Genomic DNA, 22,214 nt, shown 5'->3' on the forward strand with positions numbered 1-22,214 from the left:
AACGAAACCTTACTTTTTAAAAGTGGCAAGAGTATTAACGATCCGGGCACAGGCATTACCATCGCCATAAGGATTATGAGCAAAGCTCATTTCCTGATAAGCGTCACTATCAAGTAAAAGCTCGCGCAGATTGCTGGTAATCTTTTCTTTTTCAGTACCCACCAACCTGACAGTACCTGCCTCGACGGCTTCTGGTCGCTCCGTAGTGTCACGCATAACCAAAACAGGTTTACCCAAGGATGGAGCTTCCTCCTGCACGCCACCGGAATCTGTCAGAATCAAATAAGAGCGGTTCATCAAGTAGACGAAAGGAAGATAATCCAGTGGTTCGATAAGATGTATATTCTCAATACCGGACAACAAACGATTGACAGGCTCACGCACATTAGGATTTAAATGAACGGGGTAAACGATCTCGACATCATCAAACTCCCGAGCAATAGAAGCCAATGACATACAGATTCTTTCAAACCCATCACCAAAGCTTTCTCGGCGATGCCCCGTGACAAGAATCAAACGGCGTCCTGCTGAAAGAAACTTGAATTGCTCTGAAAACTGCTGATTCAGCTTAGTATTAGACTCGAGCTTCTCGACAACATTCAGCAAGGCGTCAATAACGGTATTTCCGGTTACATAGATCGATTCAGGCAGTACACCTTCTTGCAACAGATTTTGCTCAGATCTTTGTGTAGGAGCGAAGTGAAGGTGAGCCAATGCGCCAGTCAACTTCCGATTGGCTTCTTCTGGCCATGGCGAATAGAGATTACCTGTACGCAGCCCTGCCTCGATATGCGCCACAGGAATCTGATGGTAATAAGCTGCGAGAGTTGTTGCAAAAGTAGTAGCCGTATCACCATGAACCAAAATAATGTCTGGTTTATAGCTAGAGAATACGCCTTTCATTCCCTGGAGAATGCAAGTGGTTACATCGGTAAGATCTTGGCCTGGCTTCATGATATTTAGATCAAAGTCAGGCTCAAGCTCGAATAACTCCAGTACTTGATCCAGCATTTCGCGATGCTGACCCGTGACACAGATTTTAGCGTCGAAACGCTCATCCGCATGCAATGCCAAAGCCAGTGGCGCCATTTTTATGGCTTCCGGCCGCGTCCCGAAAACACTCAAGATCTTTAAAGTCATTAGATTACCAATGATTCCATATCATTATTTATTCAGCAGTTCAGCCTGAAAGCTTTATTACCGCCATACCATTGCTTGACCTATCGACCAGATATGATCGGACGACCTCACGCCCAATTGCAGACATCGCCATCGGGCATAATACATTATCCACATTCACCCGGCGAACGATGTCTGGCGACCAAAACCTTCGTAGATGCTGGCTGAAAGCTGCTTTTGAAGCAATAAAAGCCAGCACCTTGCCACTACCGACACGCATTAGCACCATAGGAATCGAAGCCATCACGGAACCTGGAAATCAACCAGCCAACAACCAAGCTATTCAAAGCATTATGCCTGAACTGACCGAGTAATTCTGGACAGCTGCCCAAGTTTTTATGGCGCCATTACCACGAAAACTTGAACCCCAGCCCTTAGCCCATCAGGCCGCTATCGGTCAGTCCGGATAGAAAAAAAAAACGATGCATTTGATGCTCATTACAGAGCTCCACCACATGCCGACGAGCGGTGCCAGCAAATGTAAACAGCAGACGCCCCGCCCTCAAACCCTCAACCTCCCCAAGCACATCAAGCACATCAAGCCAAAAGCAATAGAGCAAGACCGGATCAGGGCCGGTTATTTCTTAAATTTCCCCCCAAAAGAGACATCTGCGCTAGCGCAACACAGACAGTGCGCTCCTCACTCACAGATCAGAACCTTCAGGAGGATGCAGACCTTCCTCGAGTCACCAAATAACCAATGAGCACCGCCCCACAGCTCACGACCAAACCAAATAGCAACCCCAGCACAAGAATCAAAGATTTCACAGGTTTTACCGGAGTGTCATAGCGAGCAATACTGCCGTCCATTCGATAGACAGACACATCACGAGCCTTGATCTCAAAACCCTTATAAAAATCATACTTGGCTTGTAGCTCACGCAAACGATCAGTGAACGGATCATCCGACTTTCGTGACTCCAGGTTCTCAATTTCAGCCTTCAAAGCCTTGGTACCACGCATGTAAATAAGCTGGCCAGCCATATTGCCGGTGATCTCGATAGCTGGATTTCCAGTGATGATCAGCGGCCTTTCAAGCCCCAAGGCTTCCGCAACCTGTAAAGCCTCGCGAAGCCTGATAATAGAATCCTCACGCTCTTTTTGACTGACATTACGCAACGTAGCAATTTGCTGCTCGACGTTTCGCGCACCGACCTCAACTTCTCGCATTACGTTCGCCAACAACTCTTGCTTGGCGAGATCACTGGCACGAGCAATATACTGATGAATCCATTCCACAGATCGAGCAGGACTATCGCTTCGCACCGTAATGAAATAGCGCCCAGCAAAATCCTTACTTGGCAGGGCAACAGCTATTTTTTTGGAGAAATCGGCATACAATCTGTCTGGAGACTTTTGGCGCTCCGATTCACTCAACGAAGGCAAATAGATATTATTGAAAAACTCCTGCCGGAGCGACTCAGCCTGAAAGTAAGATGTAAATACACCGTACACATCTTTAATGGTGTAAGGAGTCAGTTGAGAGTCCTTGGCTCGGCCGTAGTTAAAGTTTTCTATGTCTTTTTGTGTCGGAGGCACTACGTACCCCTTGGCTTCATACTCAGGCTTACTCAAAAAAGCGAACGCTGCAGCACACAACACCGACACCAACGTCAAGATCAGTATCATGGTTCTTTTGCCCCAGAGAACCCGAGCAAGCTCCTGCAGATCCACTTCCTCATTTTTTTTGTTTGCTATGGAATCGCCTTGCATGCACATCAACCCTTTTAATGACACAGCCTGACTCGAAAAGTTACCGATCAACATTACTGCCAAAGCCCACTTAAAACACCTTCAGGCTAGCAGTTGAAAACATTAGCAGCGAAAAAATTTCTTTACTGAAGGAACCGCACTACATGACCACAATGACCACTATCTTTTCCGCCCCCCACTGATAGCGACTCTCAACAATGGACCTAAAGTCATTCCGATCAACAGTGAAATTATAATGTAGATAGAAATAGGAAATTCAGAAATAGAACCACCCAAAAAATTCAACGCAACAGTTTCCTGATTCTCTAGCACAAAGATCAAAATCAGCAAGATAAGAACCAACAAAACGACCACGAGCAGCACACGCCTCAAAGCACGCATACGATCCCTCCCGCCACAAACATCACACCCCCTCCTCTTCCTCGTTCACACGATCCCGAAGCTCTTTGCCCGGCTTGAAATGTGGAACGAATTTGCCATCCAAACTGACGGACTGACCAGTCTTCGGATTGCGACCTACGCGCGGCGCACGGTAGTGCAGAGAGAAGCTGCCAAAGCCCCGAATCTCAATACGATCTCCGGTTGCCAGGCATTGGGACATTTGCTCAAGCATGGTCTTGATGGCCAGCTCCACATCCTTGGATGAGAGTAGCCCTTGATGGGTGACAATTCGTTCGATCAACTCCGACTTCGTCATATTTTTCCCTTCTTTTTCAAGCAGCTAGATAAGCGCTTCAAAGGTTTTAGCACGACCGGGAGATTTTGAACAGCCCAAGCATTGACTTATCTCCCCCCTTGCGAAAACGCCATAAACGAAGACATCCAACAGCGCCTAAAACGAAAACTCCGCAGCAATCTGACCTCTCACCACGCCATCCTACTAACGGCATATGACAAGCATGGTCCGCGTGAGGTAACCCGCAGGATTCCAGCCAAAGGGATAATCCCCCTCTTCATCCTTGGCATCACTGGACCTGGTGATAACCTTATAGCCATCCCCCCTGCATTCACGCTCAGCGCGCTTGTAGCACTTGTCCCATCCAGCCCCAAGACCGGAGCAATCGATCTCTATACCACTGACACCACGGACTGCATGGACCTTGGCATTGGTCGCACAGCCCACCAAGACTAGAACGGCAAAAACCACAATGAGATTTTTCATCTACTTCCTTATACCGGGCAATCGCCCCAGCATCATTCAGTCCAAGTAAGCCTAGCCCTGAATAGGTTATTGATCCGCTTAAGAAAATAGACACCCGAATGACTCTATTGGTTTCCCCCCATTGACAGATGCAAGCCAGAACCCAAATCGCAGGCACAAAAAAGGGCGACCGAAGTCGCCCTTTTTCTATGGTCTGACAGAACTTAGTTCTGCTTTTCCATCTGTGCACGCAGCAGGTCGCCCAGAGTGGTAGGACCAGCAGCGATATCCGAAGCAGCTGGCTTGTCGCGCAGGCTCTGGATAGCTTCTTTCTCGTCTTCAACGTCTTTCGACTTGATCGAGAGCTGGATTACACGGCTCTTACGGTCAACGCTGATGATCTTGGCTTCAACTTCTTCGCCTTCTTTCAGGACGTTACGAGCATCTTCGATGCGGTCACGGCTGATTTCGGAGGCTTTCAGAGTAGCTTCGATATCGTTGGCCAGGGTGATGATGGCGCCTTTGGCGTCAACTTCTTTTACAACACCCTTAACGATTGCACCCTTGTCGTTCTCTTGAACGTACTCGGAGAACGGATCGCTTTCCAGTTGCTTGATACCCAGGGAGATACGCTCACGCTCTGGGTCAACCGACAGGATAACGGTGTCCAGCTCGTCGCCCTTCTTGAAGCGGCGTACGGCTTCTTCGCCCACTTCGTTCCAGGAGATGTCGGACAGGTGAACCAGACCGTCGATACCACCGTCCAGACCAATGAAGATACCGAAATCGGTGATCGACTTGATGGTGCCGGAGATTTTATCGCCCTTGTTGAACTGGCCAGAGAAATCTTCCCATGGGTTAGATTTGCACTGCTTGATGCCCAGGGAGATACGACGACGCTCTTCGTCGATGTCCAGAACCATAACTTCCACTTCGTCGCCGACTTGTACGACTTTCGAAGGATGGATGTTCTTGTTGGTCCAGTCCATTTCCGAAACGTGCACCAGACCTTCAACGCCTTCTTCCAGCTCAGCGAAGCAGCCGTAGTCGGTCAGGTTGGTTACACGAGCGGTAACGCGAGTGCTTTCTGGGTAACGGGCTTTGATAGCAACCCATGGATCTTCGCCCAGTTGCTTCAGGCCCAGGGAAACACGATTGCGCTCGCGATCGTACTTCAGAACCTTGACATCGATCTCGTCGCCAACGTTGACGATTTCGGAAGGATGCTTGATACGCTTCCAAGCCATGTCGGTGATGTGCAGCAGGCCATCGACGCCACCCAGATCGACGAATGCGCCGTAATCGGTGAGGTTCTTGACGATACCTTTGACTTGCTGACCTTCCTGCAGGGATTCCAGCAGAGCTTCACGCTCAGCGGAGTTCTCGGCTTCGAGGACGCTACGGCGGGAAACGACAACGTTGTTGCGCTTCTGGTCGAGTTTGATGACTTTAAACTCGAGCTCTTTGCCTTCCAGGTGCGTGGTGTCGCGCACTGGACGGACGTCAACCAGAGAACCTGGCAGGAACGCACGGATGCCGTTAACGTCGACAGTGAAGCCGCCTTTAACCTTACCGTTGATAACGCCCTTGACCACTTCTTCGGCTGCGAAGGCTGCTTCCAGAACGATCCAGCATTCAGCGCGCTTGGCTTTTTCACGGGACAGCTTGGTTTCGCCAAAGCCGTCTTCAACCGAATCCAGAGCAACGTGAACTTCATCACCAACATTGATGGACAGTTCGCCAGCATCGTTGTAGAACTGCTCAAGCGGGATAAGCGCTTCAGACTTCAGACCAGCGTGAACGGTTACCCAACGCGCTTGGTAGTCGATGTCGACGATAACACCGGTGATGATGGAGCCTGCCTGAAGGTTCAGGGTTTTTAGGCTTTCTTCAAAGAGTTCCGCAAAGCTTTCGCTCATTTTAATTCCTGTTGATAAGGGCGAAGAATACGCCCATCTGCCACATCCCAGACAATGTGGGTTACGTTCATATAAAAGAAGGACCGCAGGACTATGACTGGTCCCCTGCGCTCCTCCTTGGTCACCCGGCGATATCGCGAATGGCGATTTCGCTCAGGATGCGTTCCAGCACCTGCTCGATGGACAACTCCGTGGAATCCAGCTGTATAGCGTCAACCGCCGGTTTGAGCGGGGCGACTGCTCGCTGGGTGTCACGCTCATCGCGCGCACGAATCTCATCTAGCAGACTCGACAGACTAACACCATCGACTTTTCCCTTCAACTGCAAGTAACGGCGACGCGCACGCTCCTCGGCACTTGCAGTAAGGAATATCTTCAGGGGCGCATCGGGAAATACCACTGTCCCCATGTCGCGCCCATCGGCCACCAGTCCCGGCGGCTCCTGAAAAGCCCGCTGACGCTGCAACAGCGCATCTCGCACGGCCGGCAGCGCCGCGACCTGGGAGGCCCAGGCGCCAACCTGCTCGTTGCGCAAATCATCGGTGACGTCATCACCTTCCAGAATGATGCGTTGCGGATGACCTTCGGTCGCTCCGACGAACTGCACATCCAGATGAGCCGCCAACAGCTTCAGCGACTCCTCGTTGGTCAGGTCGACACCATGATTGCGTGCGGCAAAAGCCAGCAGGCGATACAAGGCACCGGAATCCAGCAGACACCACCCCAGGCGCTTGGCCAGAATCCCGGCGATAGTGCCCTTGCCCGAGCCACTTGGCCCATCGATGGTGATGACTGGCGCCTTGATGTTCACGACTGAGCCTCTTGCGCAACGCGAATACCGACCTGCGCGCACAACGCGAGGAAGTTCGGGAAGGACGTGGCAACGTTGGCGCAGTCATGGATGCGGATTGGCGCATTGGCGCGCAACGAGGCCACACTGAAGGCCATGGCAATACGGTGGTCGCCATGCCCGTGCACTTCGCCGCCGCCAATCTGGCTGCCATCGATGATGATACCGTCCGGAGTCGGCTCGCACTTGACGCCCAGGGCCAGCAAACCGTCGGCCATCACTTGAATACGGTCGGATTCCTTGACCCGCAGCTCTTCGGCACCACGCAGCACGGTACGCCCTTCGGCACAGGCCGCGGCAACGAACAGCACCGGGAATTCGTCGATCGCCAGCGGAACCAGCTCTTCCGGAATCTCGATCCCCTTGAGCTTCGCCGCACGAACGCGCAGGTCCGCCACAGGCTCGCCTCCGACTTCCCGCTGGTTTTCCAGACTGATATCAGCCCCCATCAGACGCAGGATATCGATTACCCCGGTACGAGTCGGGTTGATGCCAACGTGCTCGAGCACCAACTCAGAACCTTCGGCGATGGACGCAGCCACCAGGAAGAAGGCCGCCGAGGAGATATCCGCAGGCACCTCGATATGGGTCGCCTGCAGCTTGCCACCAGACTCGACCGAGGCCGTGGCGCCTTCGACCGCTACCGAGTAACCGAAACCACGCAGCATGCGCTCGGTGTGATCGCGGGTTGGCGCAGGCTCGGTCACCGTGGTCTTGCCCTCGGCGTACAGACCAGCCAACAGCAGGCAGGACTTAACCTGGGCACTGGCCATTGGCATGGTGTAAGTCAGACCCTTGAGCTTGTGACCACCACGGATGGTCATCGGCGGACGCCCTTCCGCGGCAGTTTCAATCACCGCCCCCATCTCGCGCAGCGGATTGGCTACGCGATTCATCGGACGCTTGGACAGCGAGGCATCGCCCGTCAGCACGCTATCGAAACTCTGCGCAGCCAGCAGGCCGGACAGCAGACGCATCGAGGTGCCGGAGTTGCCCAGATAGATCGGCCCCGGAGCCGGCTTCAGGCCGTGTAGACCAACGCCATGGATGGTCACGCGACCATGGTGCGGGCCTTCGATCACCACGCCCATGTCACGGAAAGCCTGCAGCGTCGCCAGGGCGTCTTCGCCCTCGAGGAAGCCTTCGACTTCGGTAGTACCTTCGGCCAGGGAGCCGAGCATGATCGAACGGTGGGAAATCGACTTGTCGCCCGGTACACGAATCCGCCCAGTCAGGCGGCCACCAGGATTTGCCAGGAAAATCAGGTTATTGGAGTTCATAGCGTCCACATAGGCCCGGCGGGCCAGGATTTTACTGAAATGCTCGCGAGCAACCCGGGCGCGAGTGAATACGCCCAACAACTGGTGCCCATCCCCTGCATCGACCGCGTCGCGCAGGGCGTCGAGGTCGTTGCGAAATGTATCGAGTGTGCGCAGGACAGCTTCGCGATTGGCGAGGAAGATGTCGTGCCACATGACCGGATCGCTACCGGCGATTCTCGTGAAATCACGGAAACCGCCCGCAGCGTAGCGGAAGATGTCCAGATTTTCACTGCGCTTGGCCAACGAATCGACCAGACCGAACGCCAGCAAATGCGGCAGGTGGCTGGTTGCCGCCAGCACTTCATCGTGGCGCTCGACCTGCATGTGCTCGACATCGGCCCCCAGCTCTCGCCAGAGTTTGTCGACCACCGCCAGCGCTGCCGGGTCGGTCTGTTCCAGCGGCGTCAGGATCACCTTGTGGCGACGGAACAGCTGGTCATTGGAAGCTTCCACCCCACTCTGCTCGGAGCCGGCAATCGGATGCCCCGGGACGAAGCGCGGTGGCATGCCGCCAAAAGCCTCGGTCGCCGCTCGCACCACATTGCCCTTGGCGCTGCCGACATCGGTCAGGATCGCCTGCCCCAGATCCATGCCGGCCAGAATCGCCAGCAGCTTTTCCATGGCCAGAATCGGTACTGCCAGCTGAATCACGTCAGCGCCCTGGCACGCCAGCGCCAAGTCTTCTTCGCAGCGATCCACCACACCCAGCTCAACGGCCAGCTTGCGCGATTGCGGATCGAGATCGACGCCGACCACCTCGCGGCATACGCCACTTGCACGCAGGCCCTTGGCAAAGGAACCGCCAATCAGCCCCAGACCGACCACCACCAGGCGACCGATCATAGGCACCGCAGGTTGCACTGGAATGACATCAACCACGAGCCAGGACCTTGGCCAAAGCCTCGAGGAAACGGGTGTTCTCAGCCGGCAGGCCAATGGTCACGCGCAGGTGATTCGGCATGCCGTAGTTGGCCACCGGACGCACGATCACCCCTTCACGCAACAAGCCCTGGAACACCGGCGCGGCAACCCGCCCGACATCCACGGCGATGAAGTTGCCCCTGGAAAGGATCCAGCTCAGGCCCAGGTCCCGGAAGCCAGCTTCCAGCTGCTGCATGCCTGCCTCGTTCAGACGACGGCTCTCGGCCAGGTAATCGGCATCCTGCAGCGCTGCACACGCCGCCGCCAGGGCCAGACTGTTGACGTTGAATGGCTGGCGAACGCGATTGAGCACGTCGGCAACGGTCGGAGTCGACAAGCCATAACCCACGCGCAGCGCCGCCAGGCCGTAGGCCTTGGAAAAGGTTCGCGAAACCAGCAGGTTCGGATAGGCCGCCAGGAAATCCAGGCCATCCGGCAGGTCGCTGCCTTCGGCATATTCGATGTAAGCCTCGTCCAACACCACCAGCACGTGCGCAGGTACGTCCTGGAGGAACTCGTCCAGCGCCTCGGCACTGAACCAGGTACCGGTCGGATTGTTCGGGTTGGCGATAAAGACCACCCGGGTATCGGCATTGATCGCCTGCAGCATGGCCGGCAGGTCATGCCCCCAGCCCTTGGCCGGAACCACACGGGCTTCGGCACCCACGGCCTGGGTAACGATCGGATAGACCGCAAAGGCGTGCTCGCTGAACACCGCATTCAGGCCAGGTGCCAGATAGGCACGGGCGACCAGTTCCAGAATGTCGTTGGAACCATTGCCCAGGGTGACCTGCTCCAGTTCGACGCCGCAGCGCTCGGCCAGCAGGGTCTTGAGCGCAAAACCGTTGCCATCCGGATAGCGGGTCAGCTCGGCCAGCTCTTCGCGAATCGCCGCCAGCGCCTTGGGACTGGCGCCCAGCGGGTTTTCGTTGCTCGCCAGCTTGACGATTTTCGCCGGATCGATATCCAGCTCGCGTGCCAGTTCGTCCACGGGCTTGCCCGGAACGTAAGGCGAAAGTTGTTGCACGCCTGGCTGCGCCAGAGCGAGGAAGTCGCCACTCATTGTTAACGCCTCAGAGAACCGCTTTCGGGTAGGAACCCAGCACCTTGAGTGCCACTGCTTCCTGACTGATCTTTTCCAGCACACCCTTGATCAATGGATCACGGTGATGGCCGACGAAGTCGATGAAGAACACATAGGTCCACTTGCCGCTGCGCGAAGGCCGAGTTTCGATACGCGTCAGATCGATACCGTTGTCATGGAAGGGCACCAGCAGCTCATGCAGGGCGCCGGGCTTGTTGCTCATGGAAACGATGATCGAGGTCTTGTCGTCGCCGGTCGGCGGCACTTCCTGGTTACCGATCATCAGGAAGCGCGTGGAGTTGTCCGGGCGGTCCTCGATTTTCTCGGCCAGGCGGGTCAGACCATACAGGCTCGCCGCCATGTCGCCGGCAATAGCCGCCGAGTTCCACTCGCCCTTGACCCGCTTGGCCGCTTCGGCGTTGCTGGAAACCGCGACCCGCTCGACATTCGGATAATGGGCATCCAGCCACTTGCGGCACTGCGCCAGGGACTGGGCATGGGAGTAGATGCGGCTGATGCTGTCGGTCTTGGTGTTTTCACCGACCAGCAGATGATGGTGGATACGCAGCTCGACCTCGCCGCAGATCACCATGTCGTGCTCCAGGAAACTGTCGAGGGTGTGGTTGACCGCACCCTCGGTGGAGTTTTCCACAGGCACCACGCCAAAGTTCACCGCACCCGCCGCCACTTCACGGAACACTTCGTCGATCGCCGCCATCGGCTTGCTGATTACCGCGTGACCGAAGTGCTTCATGGCCGCAGCCTGGGTGAAGGTGCCTTCCGGACCGAGGTAAGCCACTTTCAGCGGCTGCTCGAGCGCCAGGCAGGACGACATGATTTCACGGAACAGCCGCGCCATCTCTTCGTTGCCCAACGGCCCCTGGTTACGCTCCATCACCCGCTTGAGCACCTGAGCTTCACGCTCAGGACGATAGAACACCGGCACTTCGCCTTCGGCCAGCGAGGCCATCTTTACTCGCGCGACTTCCTGGGCGCAGCGCGCGCGCTCACTGATCAACTCCAGGACTTTCTCATCCAGAGCATCAATGCGCAGGCGCAGTGCCTTGAGTTCTTGCTCAGACATTAGCCGTGTTCCTTCTCGAACTCTGCCATGTACGCCACCAGCGCGTTGACCGCATTGATGTCGACGGCGTTGTAGATGGAGGCGCGCATGCCGCCTACCGAACGGTGACCCTTGAGGTTCAACAGACCACGCGCATCGGCACCGACCAGGAATGGCTTGTCCAGACGATCATCGGCCAGGCGGAACGGCACGTTCATCCACGAGCGGTCCGACTTGTTGATCGGGTTGCTGTACAGGCCGCTGGCGTCGATGAAATCGTACAGGGTGCGCTGCTTGACGTCATTGAGCTTGGCGATGGCTTCCACCCCGCCCTGCTCCTTGAGCCACTCGAATACCAGGCCGGACAGGTACCAGGCCAGGGTCGGCGGAGTGTTGTACATCGAGCCGTTGTCCGCCGCGACCTTGTAGTCGAGCATGGTCGGGCACAGCGCGCGCGCGCGACCCAGCAGGTCCTCGCGAACGATATTGACCAGGATGCCGCTCGGGCCGATGTTTTTCTGCGCACCGGCATAGATCATGCCGAAACGCGAGATATCCACAGGGCGCGAGAGGATGTCGGAAGACATGTCGGCCACCAGCGGAACGTCGCCGGTTTCCGGGATCCACTGGAATTCCAGGCCGCCGATGGTTTCGTTCGGCGCGTAATGCACGTAGGCCGCGTCGTTCGACAACTGCCATTCGTTCTGGCCAGGGATGGCGAAGTAATCGTAAGGCTTGGCGGTGGCAGCCACATTGACATGGCCGTAGCGCGAGGCTTCTTCAATGGCCTTCTGCGACCAGATACCGGTGTCGATATAGTCGGCAGTGCCATTTTCCGGCAGCAGGTTCAGTGGAATCTGAGCAAATTGCTGGCTGGCGCCGCCTTGCAGAAACAGCACTTTATAGTTCGAGGGGATATTCAGCAGATCACGCAGATCCTGCTCGGCCTTGGTGGCAATGGAGACGAACTCATCGCTGCGATGGCTCATCTCCATGACCGACAGACCCTTGCCATGCCAATCCAGCAATTCGGCCTGGGCACGCAACAGGACAGCTTCAGGTAGCGCAGCGGGACCTGCGCAGAAGTTATAGGCTCGTTTGCTCACATCCACTCTCGCTATGCATTCACGGTAGCGGACAGAGCAAACACTCTGCCCTGCTACGATTTATTTAGTCTTGCGACTCTTCTTCGCCTGCGGCGTCAGCCTGTTGGCCTTCGACGGCATCATCCGAGTCGGTCGCCGCATCCAGCACGGCGCCCTCGAGCACCTCGCCATCTTCGTCTTCCAATTCGTCGCCTTCGACTTCGGACGGCTCCTGAACCCGCTCCAGGCCTACCAGCGTTTCGTCGTTGGCCAGCTTGATCAAGGTCACGCCCTGGGTGTTACGGCCCAGGCTGGACACTTCGTCGACCCGGGTGCGCACCAGGGTGCCCTGGTCGGAAATCAGCATGATTTCCTCGCCGTCGAGCACCTGAACCGCGCCGACCAGACGGCCGTTACGTTCGTTGCTGACCATGGCGATAACGCCTTGACCGCCACGCTTGTACTCAGGGAACTCGGTGATCGCCGTACGCTTGCCATAACCACGCGCCGAAGCGGTGAGGATCTGGCTGCCTTCCTCCGGGATCAGCATGGAGATCAGCTTCTGCCCTTCCGGCAGACGCATGCCGCGCACACCGCGGGCGGTACGGCCCATGGCACGAACGTCGGACTCCTTGAAGCGAGTTACCTTGCCGCCGTCGGAGAACAGCATGACTTCGCGCTCGCCATCGGTGATCGCGGCGGAAATCAGCACATCGCCCTCGTCCAGTTCCAGCGCGATCAGACCGACGCTGCGCTGACGGCTGAAGGATTCCAGCGGGGTCTTCTTCACGGTGCCGTTGGCGGTCGCCATGAAGATGTAGTGACCTTCGGTGTATTCCTCGACCGGCAGCATGGTGGTGATGTACTCACCGTCATCCAGCGGCAGCAGGTTGACCAGAGGACGGCCGCGGGCGGCACGGGAAGCTTCTGGAATTTCGTAGGTTTTCAGCCAGTAGACCTTGCCCTTGCTGGAGAACAGCAGCAGCGTGGTGTGACTGTTGGCCACCAGCAGGTGAGCGATGTAGTCCTCATCCTTGACGCCGGTCGCCGACTTGCCTTTACCGCCACGACGCTGGGCCTGGTACGCAGCCAGCGGCTGGGTCTTGGCATAGCCGCCGTGGGAAATGGTCACGACACGTTCTTCTTCCGGAATCATGTCGCCCAGGGTCAGGTCGAGGCGGGCATCGAGGATCTCGGTGCGGCGCACATCGCCGTATTCGGCGCGAATCACTTCCAGCTCTTCGCGAATCACTTCCATCAGGCGCGTGGCGCTGTTGAGGATGCGGATCAGCTCGCCGATCTGGTTGAGGATCTCCTGGTACTCGGCCAGCAGTTTTTCATGTTCGAGGCCGGTCAGGCGGTGCAGACGCAGCTCCAGGATGGCCTGTGCCTGCTCTGGCGACAGGAAGTACTTGCCATCGCGCAGACCGTATTGCGGATCGAGGTTCTCCGGACGGCAGGAATCCGCGCCGGCACGCTCGACCATGGTCATCACCGCGCTGGATTCCCAAGGCGTGCTGACCAGCGCTTCCTTGGCTTCCGACGGGGTCGGCGAAGCCTTGATCAGGGCGATGACCGGGTCGATGTTCGACAGGGCAACGGCCTGGCCTTCGAGAATGTGGCCACGTTCACGGGCCTTGCGCAGTTCGAACACGGTGCGGCGGGTCACCACTTCACGGCGGTGACGCACGAAGGCTTCCAGCAGGTCCTTCAGGTTGAGGATCCGCGGACGACCGTCGATCAGCGCAACGATGTTGATACCGAACACGCTCTGCAGCTGGGTCTGGGCGTAGAGGTTGTTGAGGATCACCTCCGGCACTTCGCCACGACGCAGCTCGATCACCACGCGCATACCGTCCTTGTCGGACTCGTCGCGCAGTTCGGTGATGCCTTCGAGTTTCTTCTCCTTGACCAGCTCGGCGATCTTCTCGATCAGACGCGCCTTGTTCAACTGGTAAGGCAGCTCGGTGATGACGATCTGCTGACGGCCACCGACCTTGTCGATGTCCTCGATGATCGAGCGGGCACGCATGTAAATGCGCCCGCGACCGGTACGGTAGGCTTCGATGATGCCTTCGCGACCGTTGATGATCGCCGCGGTCGGGAAGTCCGGGCCCGGGATGTGCTGCATCAGCTCATCGACGGTCAGCTCCGGGTTGTCGATCAGCGCCAGGCAACCGTCGATGACTTCGCCGAGGTTGTGCGGCGGAATGTTGGTCGCCATGCCCACGGCGATACCGCTGGAGCCGTTGACCAGCAGGTTGGGGATCTTGGTCGGCATGACCGCGGGGATCAGTTCGGTGCCGTCGTAGTTCGGCACCCAGTCCACGGTTTCCTTGTGCAGGTCGGCCAGCAGCTCGTGCGCCAGCTTGGTCATGCGCACTTCGGTGTATCGCATGGCCGCCGCGTTGTCACCGTCGACCGAACCGAAGTTACCCTGGCCGTCTACCAGCAGGTAGCGCAGGGAGAATGGCTGGGCCATACGAACGATGGTGTCGTACACCGCAGTATCACCGTGCGGGTGATACTTACCGATCACGTCACCGACAACACGGGCAGATTTCTTGTACGGCTTGTTCCAGTCGTTACCGAGCTCGCTCATCGCGTACAGCACACGCCGGTGCACGGGCTTCAAGCCATCGCGCGCATCAGGCAGTGCCCGCCCGACGATTACGCTCATCGCGTAGTCGAGATAGGACTGTTTCAGCTCGTCTTCGATATTGACCGGGAGGATTTCTTTGGCCAGTTCGCCCATGAGAAGCCTGATTCCTTTTTCTGGTGAAACTTCGTCACATCCATATGGGACGAACGAAGCTCGCCGCTGCAGGCCTAGTGCCATGCACCGACTTACGACAAATCAACAAGTTATGCCATGGATTTGCGCAGTGAAGGCGGTCACTTCGGACCACCTTGGAAACCGCCGGATGTTATCACAATCGCCGCCACGCACCTATCCCCCTGATGCGCATGGAGCATAGTTAGTTGACCGGTGACAGGCTGATAAGAGACGAGAGAAGCTCAGAGGCGGATTTCGCCCATAAATGCGGATTTTTTCCGGACTGACGACCGCCCCACGGCAGCCGTCAGCGAATTTTTTTGCAAAATGACTTCAGTGCAGGCGCTTGCGGCACATCAATTGAGCCATTTTCGCGGTGTCGGGACGCTCGACTATGCCTTTCTCGGTGACGATGGCGTCGATCAGGTCCGCAGGGGTGACGTCGAATACCGGGTTGTAGGCCTCCACATCCGCCCCTACCCGCTTGCCGCCGAGCTCGAGCAGCTCCTTGCCATCACGCTCCTCGATCGGAATGTCGTCGCCGCTGGCCAGGGCCATGTCGATGGTCGAACTCGGCGCGACCACCATGAAGCGCACGCCGTGGTGCATCGCATTGACCGCCAGCTGATAGGTGCCGATCTTGTTCGCCACGTCACCGTTGGCGGTAATGCGGTCGGCGCCGACGATCACCCAGGTCACGCCCTTGGTTTTCATGATATGCGCGGCAGCGGAGTCGGCATTCAAGGTCACCGGGATGCCTTCGTTGGCCAGTTCCCAGGCGGTCAGCCGGGAGCCTTGCAGCCAGGGACGGGTCTCATTGGCATACACCCGTTCGACCATGCCCTCGATAAAGGCCCCACGGATCACCCCCAGGGCCGTACCGAAACCACCGGTCGCCAGGGCGCCGGTGTTGCAATGGGTCAGGATGGCCTGGGCGTTGCCCTGATGCCTGCGAATCAGGTCGACACCCAGTTGGGCCATGGTCAGGTTGGCTTCGCGATCGCTTTCATGAATGGCCAGGGCTTCCGCTTCCAGCAGCGCCAACGGGTCGGCGTGGCCCTTGAGGCGCTCCAGGCGTTCACGCATGCGGTTCAGCGCCCAGAACAGGTTGACCGCGGTCGGGCGCGAATCGGCGAGCAGTGCGAAGTCTTCTTCCATCGCCGCCTGCCAGTCGCCACCGGCGGCAAAACGCGCGCGCGCCGCCAGGACCACGCCATACGCGGCGCTGATGCCGATCGCCGGCGCACCACGCACCACCATTTCGCGAATGGCCTGTGCGACGCCAGCCGCACTGGTGTAGGCGATCCAGCTTTCTTCGAAGGGCAAAATACGCTGATCGAGCAGATACAGGGCGTCATCCCGCCAATCGATGGCCTTCACCTTCTCCGCAGCCAACAGTCGGTCGCGCATCCCTCACCCCGCACTCATGAACAAAAGCCGCCGATTATAGCGATCCCCCGGCGAAGACGCTCGGGTATACTTCGCCATCCTCCACAAACGCCCTGGAACCGATCTTCGATGCCGAACCCTGTCGTTGCGCTCGACCTACTCCTGTTGCCGACCTGGCTGGTGCCTGTTGAACCGGCCGGCGTGGTGCTCAAGGAGCACGGCCTGGGTATCCGCGACGGGCGCATCGTGTTCATCGGCCCGCGTGCCAACGCCTTGAAACTGCAGGCTGCCGAGGTCCGCGAACTGCCCGGCATGCTGCTCAGCCCCGGCCTGATCAATGCCCACGGTCACGCGGCGATGACCCTGTTCCGCGGCCTGGCCGACGATCTGCCACTGATGACCTGGCTGGAAAACCACATCTGGCCCGCCGAAGCCAAATGGGTCGATGAAGCCTTCGTCCGCGACGGTACCGACCTGGCCATCGCCGAACAGCTCAAAGGCGGTATCAGCTGTTTTTCCGACATGTACTTCTTCCCGAAGGTTGCCAGCGAGTGCGTGCACAACAGCGGCATTCGGGCGCAGATCGCCATTCCGATCCTCGATTTTCCGATCCCGGGCGCCCACAGCGCCGACGAGGCCATCCGCCAGGGCGTCGAGCTGTTCAGCGACCTCAAGCATCATCCGCGCATCAAGATCACCTTCGGCCCCCACGCGCCCTATACGGTCAGCGACGAAAACCTGGAGAAGATCCGGGTCATTGCCGAAGAACTCGATGCCTCGATCCATATGCATGTCCATGAAACCGCCTTCGAGGTGGAGCAGGCCGTCGCCCGGAACGGAGAGCGGCCCATGGCCCGCCTGGCGCGCCTGGGCCTGCTCGGGCCGCGCTTCCAGGCCGTACACATGACCCAAATCAGCGATGACGACCTGGCTTTGCTGGTAGAAACCAACAGCAATGTCATTCATTGCCCGGAGTCGAACCTGAAACTGGCCAGCGGCTTCTGCCCGGTGGAACGGCTGTGGCAGGCTGGCGTCAATGTTGCAGTAGGCACCGATGGGGCCGCCAGCAACAACGACCTGGACCTGCTCGGCGAAACCCGTACTGCTGCACTGCTGGCCAAGGCCGTGGCAGGCTCGGCCACTGCCCTGAATGCCCACCAGGCGCTGCGCATGGCCACCCTAAACGGCGCGCGAGCCCTGGGCCTGGAGAGCGAGATCGGCTCGCTGGAACTCGGCAAGGCCGCGGACCTGGTGGCCTTCGACCTGTCCGGCCTGGCGCAGCAACCGATCTACGACCCGGTTTCGCAGCTTATATATGCCACCGGTCGCGATTGCGTGAAACACCTTTGGGTCGCCGGCAAGCAATTGCTCGACGACCGGCGCCTGACGCGCCTGGACGAACAACAGCTGCACGCCACGGCAACAGCCTGGGGCCGGCGCATCAGCGGCCATACCGAATAGCAGGAACCCTCGAGCCCCGGCTCGAGACCGACAGCAAGCATTTTCCAGATTCAGAGGATTACCCATGAGTAACGTCGACCACGCCGAAATCGCCAAATTCGAAGCCCTCGCCCATCGTTGGTGGGACCGCGAGAGCGAATTCAAGCCGCTGCACGATATCAACCCGCTGCGGGTCAACTGGATTGACGAGCGCGTCAACCTGGCCGGCAAGAAAGTCCTCGACGTCGGTTGCGGCGGCGGCATCCTCAGCGAAGCCATGGCCCAGCGCGGCGCCACGGTAACCGGTATCGACATGGGCGAGGCCCCGCTGGCGGTGGCACAACTGCATCAACTGGAATCCGGGGTGAACGTCGAGTACCGGCAGATCACCGCCGAAGCCCTGGCCGAGGAAATGCCCGAGCAGTTCGACGTCGTCACCTGCCTGGAAATGCTCGAGCACGTACCAGATCCGTCCTCGGTGATCCGCGCCTGCTTCCGCATGGTCAAGCCCGGCGGCCAGGTGTTCTTCTCTACCATCAACCGCAATCCGAAGGCCTACCTGTTCGCCATCATCGGCGCCGAATACATCATGAAGCTGCTGCCGCGCGGCACCCATGACTTCAAGAAATTCATCCGTCCTTCCGAACTGGGTGCCTGGAGCCGCGACGCCGGCCTGACCGTCAAGGACATCATCGGCCTGACCTACAACCCGCTGACCAAGCACTACAAGCTGGCCGCCGACGTCGACGTCAACTACATGATCCAGACCCTGCGAGAGGAATAAGCCCATGCGTATCAGAGCAGTTCTTTTCGACATGGACGGTACCCTGCTCGACACCGCGCCGGACTTCATCGCCATCTGCCAGGCCATGCGCGCCGACCGCGGCCTGGCGCCGATCGCGGACAAGCATATCCGTGACGAAATCTCCGGCGGCGCCCGGGCGATGGTGGCCGTCACCTTCTCGATGGACCCGGAGTCCCCGGGCTTCGAGGAGCTGCGCCTGGAGTTCCTGGAGCGTTACCTCAAGCATTGCGCGGTGCACAGCAAGCTGTTCGACGGCATGGCCGAGCTGCTGGCCGATATCGAGAAGGCCAACCTGATCTGGGGTGTGGTCACCAACAAGCCGGTGCGCTTTGCCGAGCCGATCATGCAGCAGCTGGGCCTGGCGGAACGTTCCGCCCTGCTGATCTGCCCGGATCACGTGAAGAACAGCAAACCCGATCCGGAGCCGTTGATCCTGGCGTGCAAGATGCTCGACCTCGACCCGGCCAGCGTACTGTTCGTCGGCGACGACCTGCGCGACATCGAATCGGGCCGCGATGCCGGCACCAAGACCGCCGCCGTGACCTACGGTTACATCCATCCGGACGACAACCCCAAGCATTGGGGCGCCGACGTGGTGGTCGACCATCCACTGGAACTGCGTCAGGTCCTGGATCAGGCGCTGTGCAGCTGCTGATCTGCCCAGGCTTTCGCTTCTGATTTCCCGAGGTTTTTATGTTTGATTATTCCGCCCGCCCCGAACTGCTCAAGGACCGGGTCATCCTGGTTACCGGCGCCGGTCGTGGCATTGGTGCCGCTGCCGCCAAGACCTACGCCGCCCACGGCGCCACCGTACTGCTGCTGGGCAAGACTGAAGCCAACCTGACCCAGGTCTACGACGAGATCGAAGCCGCTGGCCATCCTCAGCCGGTGGTGATTCCGTTCAACCTGGAAACCGCCCTGCCGCACCAGTACGACGAACTGGCCGCCATGGTCGAGGCCGAGTTCGGCCACCTCGATGGCCTGCTGCATAACGCCTCGATCATTGGTCCGCGCACGCCGCTGGAACAACTGTCGGGCGAGAACTTCATGCGTGTGATGCAAGTCAACGTCAACGCCATGTTCATGCTGACCAGCACTCTGCTGCCGCTGCTCAAGCTGTCCCAGGACGCCTCGGTGGTGTTCACCTCCAGCAGCGTTGGCCGCAAGGGCCGTGCGTACTGGGGCGCCTATGGCGTTTCGAAGTTCGCCACCGAAGGCCTGATGCAAACCCTGGCCGACGAAGTCGACGGCGTCGCGCCAGTGCGCGCCAACAGCGTCAATCCGGGCGCTACCCGCACCAGCATGCGTGCCCAGGCCTACCCGGGGGAAAACCCGAGCAACAACCCGGCCCCCGACGAGATCATGCCGGCCTACCTGTACCTCATGGGTCCGGACAGTGCCGGGATCAACGGCCAGGCATTCGACGCCCAGTAATCCTTTCTTTGGCCGCGGCGGAATACCGTCGCGGCACTCCCTTCCCGCCGACCTCCCCCCTGTCATCGCCAGACAAATGCCACCCTTGGCGCGCCAAGACTCGGCACCGTCAGCCAACCAACTGAATTCAAAAGCATTTTATTAAAATGAAGCGAATGGCACGACTTTCGCTCTGATCTGCCTTGGATACGCGGCGTACTGGCGAAACTCGGCGGCGATCGGGTCAGGGCTTATAACGGACCGTAAAGCGGATTAGACTGTGGGCACTTTGTCCTGCGGGACTGATGGAACAGCATGACGTGCAGCCCTGTGCCGCTCTCACCCAGCCAGTAAGACTGCATTACGTGCTCAGGGGGCCTCACGCCATATGAAAACACCGACCCAGACCAACGCAATTGACTTCGATAGCGCCAAATTGCAACGCCTGGGCTTTGGCCAGCAGTCACCACTCCTGCAACGCCCGGTCAGCCTGGCCCAGTTGCGCCAGCAACTGAGCCTGCAATTACAGACCAGCCTGGAACCGCAACGCATTCTCGGCCTGTTCTTTCGCGAAACCCAACGCCTTGTGCCCCTGGATGCCCTGGTTTACCAGCACAAGCCCAGCGACCTGCGCCTGGAGTTCGGCCAGCGCGGCCACCACTCCATCAGCTACAGCCTGAGCCATGAAGGCGAGACCATGGGCGAGCTGGTGTTTCGGCGCAATCAGCGTTTCAACGACCAGGAACAGGGTCATCTGGAGTCCCTGCTGTCCGCCCTGCTTTACCCGATGCGCAATGCCCTGCTCTATCGGGCCGCCACCCGTAGCGCCCTGCGCGATCCCTTGACCGATACCGGCAACCGGATCGCCATGGACCAGACGCTGCAACGGGAAATTGAAATGGCCCGCCGCCACCTGCACCCGCTGTCGCTGCTGATGCTGGATATCGATCACTTCAAGAGAATCAACGACAGCCACGGCCACAGCGCCGGCGATGAAGTGCTCAAGGCCGTTGCCGCAGCCATCAAGGCGCAGTTGCGCAACGTCGACATGGTGTTTCGTTTTGGCGGCGAGGAGTTCCTGATCCTGCTGTCCAACACCGGCCGCGATGCCGCCGCCATGGTGGGGGAACGGCTGCGCCAGGCAGCTCAGGCCAAGGATTACTGGGCAGACGGCACATTGATCGAGCTGACGGTCAGCCTGGGTTGCTCGACCCTGCTGCCGGGGGAATCAGCCGAGAGCCTGCTGCGCCGTGCGGACAGCGCGCTGTACGTGGCCAAGCGCGAAGGTCGCAACCGCCTGGCGATGGCTGGCTGAGAGCATGACTGGGGCCGCCTTCATCGGTGGCCGCCACTCAACCTTCGACCAGCGCCATCCGTTCACGGGCTGCCGGGGTCTTTTCCTGTTGCATGCAACGCTCCAGGAACAGGTACATGTAGTCATAACTCTTGCAGATCGCCTGGCGCAGCTCGCCCTGCAAGGCTTTGCTCGGCTTCGTGCCGGCCAGGGTACAGATGATTTCCAGCGCCTCCCAAGGATGCGCATCGTCGTACTGGGCATGCATCTTCAGCCACTTCATCGCCCGCTTGCGCTCTTCTTCGGGAAAAGCCGCCGCATACACGCCGTTGGAGCAGACCAGCGCCGACCATTCACCCGTTGCCCCCTCGATTGCATAGTTGGTGGCGGCGATCGCCACGATCAGCGAATCGGCGGAGCTGGTGTGCCAGCACCAATGACTCAAGGCATGCAGCTCCGGGGGGACTTGCTGCGCCTGCAGATCCTCCAGGCTCACGCCATGGGCGCGGCTCCAGTTCACCCAGTAATCGGCATGATTGAGCTCGACCCGGATATTGCGCATCAGCCAGCGCCGCGCCATGTCCTCGCCGGGGTGACGGGCAAAACGGGTCTTGGTCAGGTTCTGCGCCATGTACAGGGCGAATTGCTCGACAACCGGCCAGCCGCCGATCAGGTACTGGCGCATGGTCTTGTTGCTGAGCTTGTTGTCGCGCATGCGCTGGTACAGTTCGTGGTCGACCACGCGGCGCTTGCTCTCGCTGCAATCCTGGATCAGCTGCTGGGCCCAGGCCGGATAGCTTGCAGCGTCCATGAGCGGACC

20 protein-coding genes are annotated in these 22,214 nt (G+C 58.6%); 5 read left to right on the plus strand and 15 right to left on the minus strand.

The genetic code is table 11. From position 1 onward, the window contains the following. Positions 1–9 precede the first annotated feature (9 nt). The 14 genes from wecB to mtnA form a co-directional block, all read right to left on the minus strand. Positions 10–1,140 (minus strand): non-hydrolyzing UDP-N-acetylglucosamine 2-epimerase, encoded by a 1,131-nt coding sequence (wecB, locus tag J4D52_RS03495; protein ID WP_025805543.1) that lies wholly within the window; start codon positions 1,138–1,140, stop codon positions 10–12. A gap of 40 nt (positions 1,141–1,180) precedes the next feature. Beyond that, entirely contained in the window at positions 1,181–1,423 is a 243-nt protein-coding gene (locus tag J4D52_RS03500) for a hypothetical protein (RefSeq protein ID WP_124303231.1), read from the minus strand. A gap of 416 nt (positions 1,424–1,839) precedes the next feature. Continuing rightward, complete coding sequence (locus tag J4D52_RS03505; RefSeq protein WP_102676644.1) at positions 1,840–2,892, minus strand: Wzz/FepE/Etk N-terminal domain-containing protein; 1,053 nt, start codon at positions 2,890–2,892, stop codon at positions 1,840–1,842. A gap of 159 nt (positions 2,893–3,051) precedes the next feature. Then, complete coding sequence (locus J4D52_RS03510; RefSeq protein ID WP_025805546.1) at positions 3,052–3,273, minus strand: lipopolysaccharide assembly protein LapA domain-containing protein; 222 nt, start codon at positions 3,271–3,273, stop codon at positions 3,052–3,054. Positions 3,274–3,295: 22 nt separating this feature from the next. Further along, on the minus strand, positions 3,296–3,589 hold the full coding sequence (ihfB, locus tag J4D52_RS03515) for an integration host factor subunit beta (RefSeq protein WP_025805547.1): 294 nt from the start codon (positions 3,587–3,589) through the stop codon (positions 3,296–3,298). Positions 3,590–3,772: 183 nt separating this feature from the next. After that, the gene (locus tag J4D52_RS03520; RefSeq protein ID WP_063432591.1) at positions 3,773–4,054 is read right to left on the minus strand and encodes a hypothetical protein; all 282 of its coding nucleotides are present in this window, start codon (positions 4,052–4,054) and stop codon (positions 3,773–3,775) included. Positions 4,055–4,257: 203 nt separating this feature from the next. Then, on the minus strand, positions 4,258–5,952 hold the full coding sequence (gene rpsA / locus J4D52_RS03525) for a 30S ribosomal protein S1 (RefSeq protein ID WP_007931318.1): 1,695 nt from the start codon (positions 5,950–5,952) through the stop codon (positions 4,258–4,260). 121 nt (positions 5,953–6,073) lie between these two features. Continuing rightward, entirely contained in the window at positions 6,074–6,763 is a 690-nt protein-coding gene (cmk, locus tag J4D52_RS03530) for a (d)CMP kinase (RefSeq protein WP_007931317.1), read from the minus strand. Then, the gene (locus J4D52_RS03535; RefSeq protein WP_063432592.1) at positions 6,760–8,967 is read right to left on the minus strand and encodes a bifunctional prephenate dehydrogenase/3-phosphoshikimate 1-carboxyvinyltransferase; all 2,208 of its coding nucleotides are present in this window, start codon (positions 8,965–8,967) and stop codon (positions 6,760–6,762) included. The genes cmk and J4D52_RS03535 overlap by 4 nt, the downstream gene beginning before the upstream one ends. 28 nt (positions 8,968–8,995) lie before the next feature. Beyond that, the gene (hisC, locus tag J4D52_RS03540; RefSeq protein WP_063432593.1) at positions 8,996–10,108 is read right to left on the minus strand and encodes a histidinol-phosphate transaminase; all 1,113 of its coding nucleotides are present in this window, start codon (positions 10,106–10,108) and stop codon (positions 8,996–8,998) included. A gap of 10 nt (positions 10,109–10,118) precedes the next feature. After that, positions 10,119–11,213 carry a prephenate dehydratase gene (gene pheA / locus J4D52_RS03545; RefSeq protein ID WP_009045010.1) on the minus strand — a complete coding sequence of 365 codons (1,095 nt, stop codon included), beginning with the start codon at positions 11,211–11,213 and terminating at the stop codon, positions 10,119–10,121. Further along, positions 11,213–12,298, minus strand: coding sequence for a 3-phosphoserine/phosphohydroxythreonine transaminase (serC, locus tag J4D52_RS03550; protein WP_063432741.1), 1,086 nt, complete (start codon positions 12,296–12,298; stop codon positions 11,213–11,215). The genes pheA and serC overlap by 1 nt, the downstream gene beginning before the upstream one ends. A gap of 64 nt (positions 12,299–12,362) precedes the next feature. Then, positions 12,363–15,032: a DNA gyrase subunit A gene (gene gyrA / locus J4D52_RS03555; protein ID WP_009050168.1), complete on the minus strand. Its 2,670-nt coding sequence runs from the start codon at positions 15,030–15,032 to the stop codon at positions 12,363–12,365. A 354-nt stretch (positions 15,033–15,386) separates the two neighbouring features. Further along, a complete protein-coding gene (gene mtnA / locus J4D52_RS03560) occupies positions 15,387–16,463 on the minus strand; it encodes an S-methyl-5-thioribose-1-phosphate isomerase (protein ID WP_102676602.1) in 1,077 nt (358 codons plus the stop codon). Between the two features lie 108 nt (positions 16,464–16,571). Here mtnA and J4D52_RS03565 point away from each other — a divergent pair, with 108 nt between their 5' ends. From J4D52_RS03565 to J4D52_RS03585, 5 genes are all read left to right on the plus strand, one after another. After that, complete coding sequence (locus tag J4D52_RS03565; RefSeq protein WP_102676601.1) at positions 16,572–17,903, plus strand: TRZ/ATZ family hydrolase; 1,332 nt, start codon at positions 16,572–16,574, stop codon at positions 17,901–17,903. A 64-nt stretch (positions 17,904–17,967) separates the two neighbouring features. Further along, on the plus strand, positions 17,968–18,666 hold the full coding sequence (gene ubiG, locus J4D52_RS03570) for a bifunctional 2-polyprenyl-6-hydroxyphenol methylase/3-demethylubiquinol 3-O-methyltransferase UbiG (protein WP_007932212.1): 699 nt from the start codon (positions 17,968–17,970) through the stop codon (positions 18,664–18,666). 4 nt (positions 18,667–18,670) lie between these two features. After that, entirely contained in the window at positions 18,671–19,342 is a 672-nt protein-coding gene (gene mupP / locus J4D52_RS03575; RefSeq protein ID WP_025805554.1) for an N-acetylmuramic acid 6-phosphate phosphatase MupP, read from the plus strand. A 38-nt stretch (positions 19,343–19,380) separates the two neighbouring features. Next, a complete protein-coding gene (locus J4D52_RS03580) occupies positions 19,381–20,121 on the plus strand; it encodes a YciK family oxidoreductase (RefSeq protein WP_102676600.1) in 741 nt (246 codons plus the stop codon). Between the two features lie 367 nt (positions 20,122–20,488). Beyond that, a complete protein-coding gene (locus J4D52_RS03585; protein WP_102676599.1) occupies positions 20,489–21,415 on the plus strand; it encodes a GGDEF domain-containing protein in 927 nt (308 codons plus the stop codon). A gap of 37 nt (positions 21,416–21,452) precedes the next feature. On the opposite strand, the gene J4D52_RS03590 is transcribed toward J4D52_RS03585, so the two are convergent. Beyond that, the gene (locus J4D52_RS03590) at positions 21,453–22,205 is read right to left on the minus strand and encodes a TenA family transcriptional regulator (protein WP_219736159.1); all 753 of its coding nucleotides are present in this window, start codon (positions 22,203–22,205) and stop codon (positions 21,453–21,455) included. Positions 22,206–22,214: the final 9 nt, after the last annotated feature.

Origin of the sequence: Pseudomonas sp. GW460-12-10-14-TSB1, from assembly GCF_017349775.1 — a bacterium.
Taxonomy (GTDB): domain Bacteria; phylum Pseudomonadota; class Gammaproteobacteria; order Pseudomonadales; family Pseudomonadaceae; genus Aquipseudomonas; species Aquipseudomonas piscium.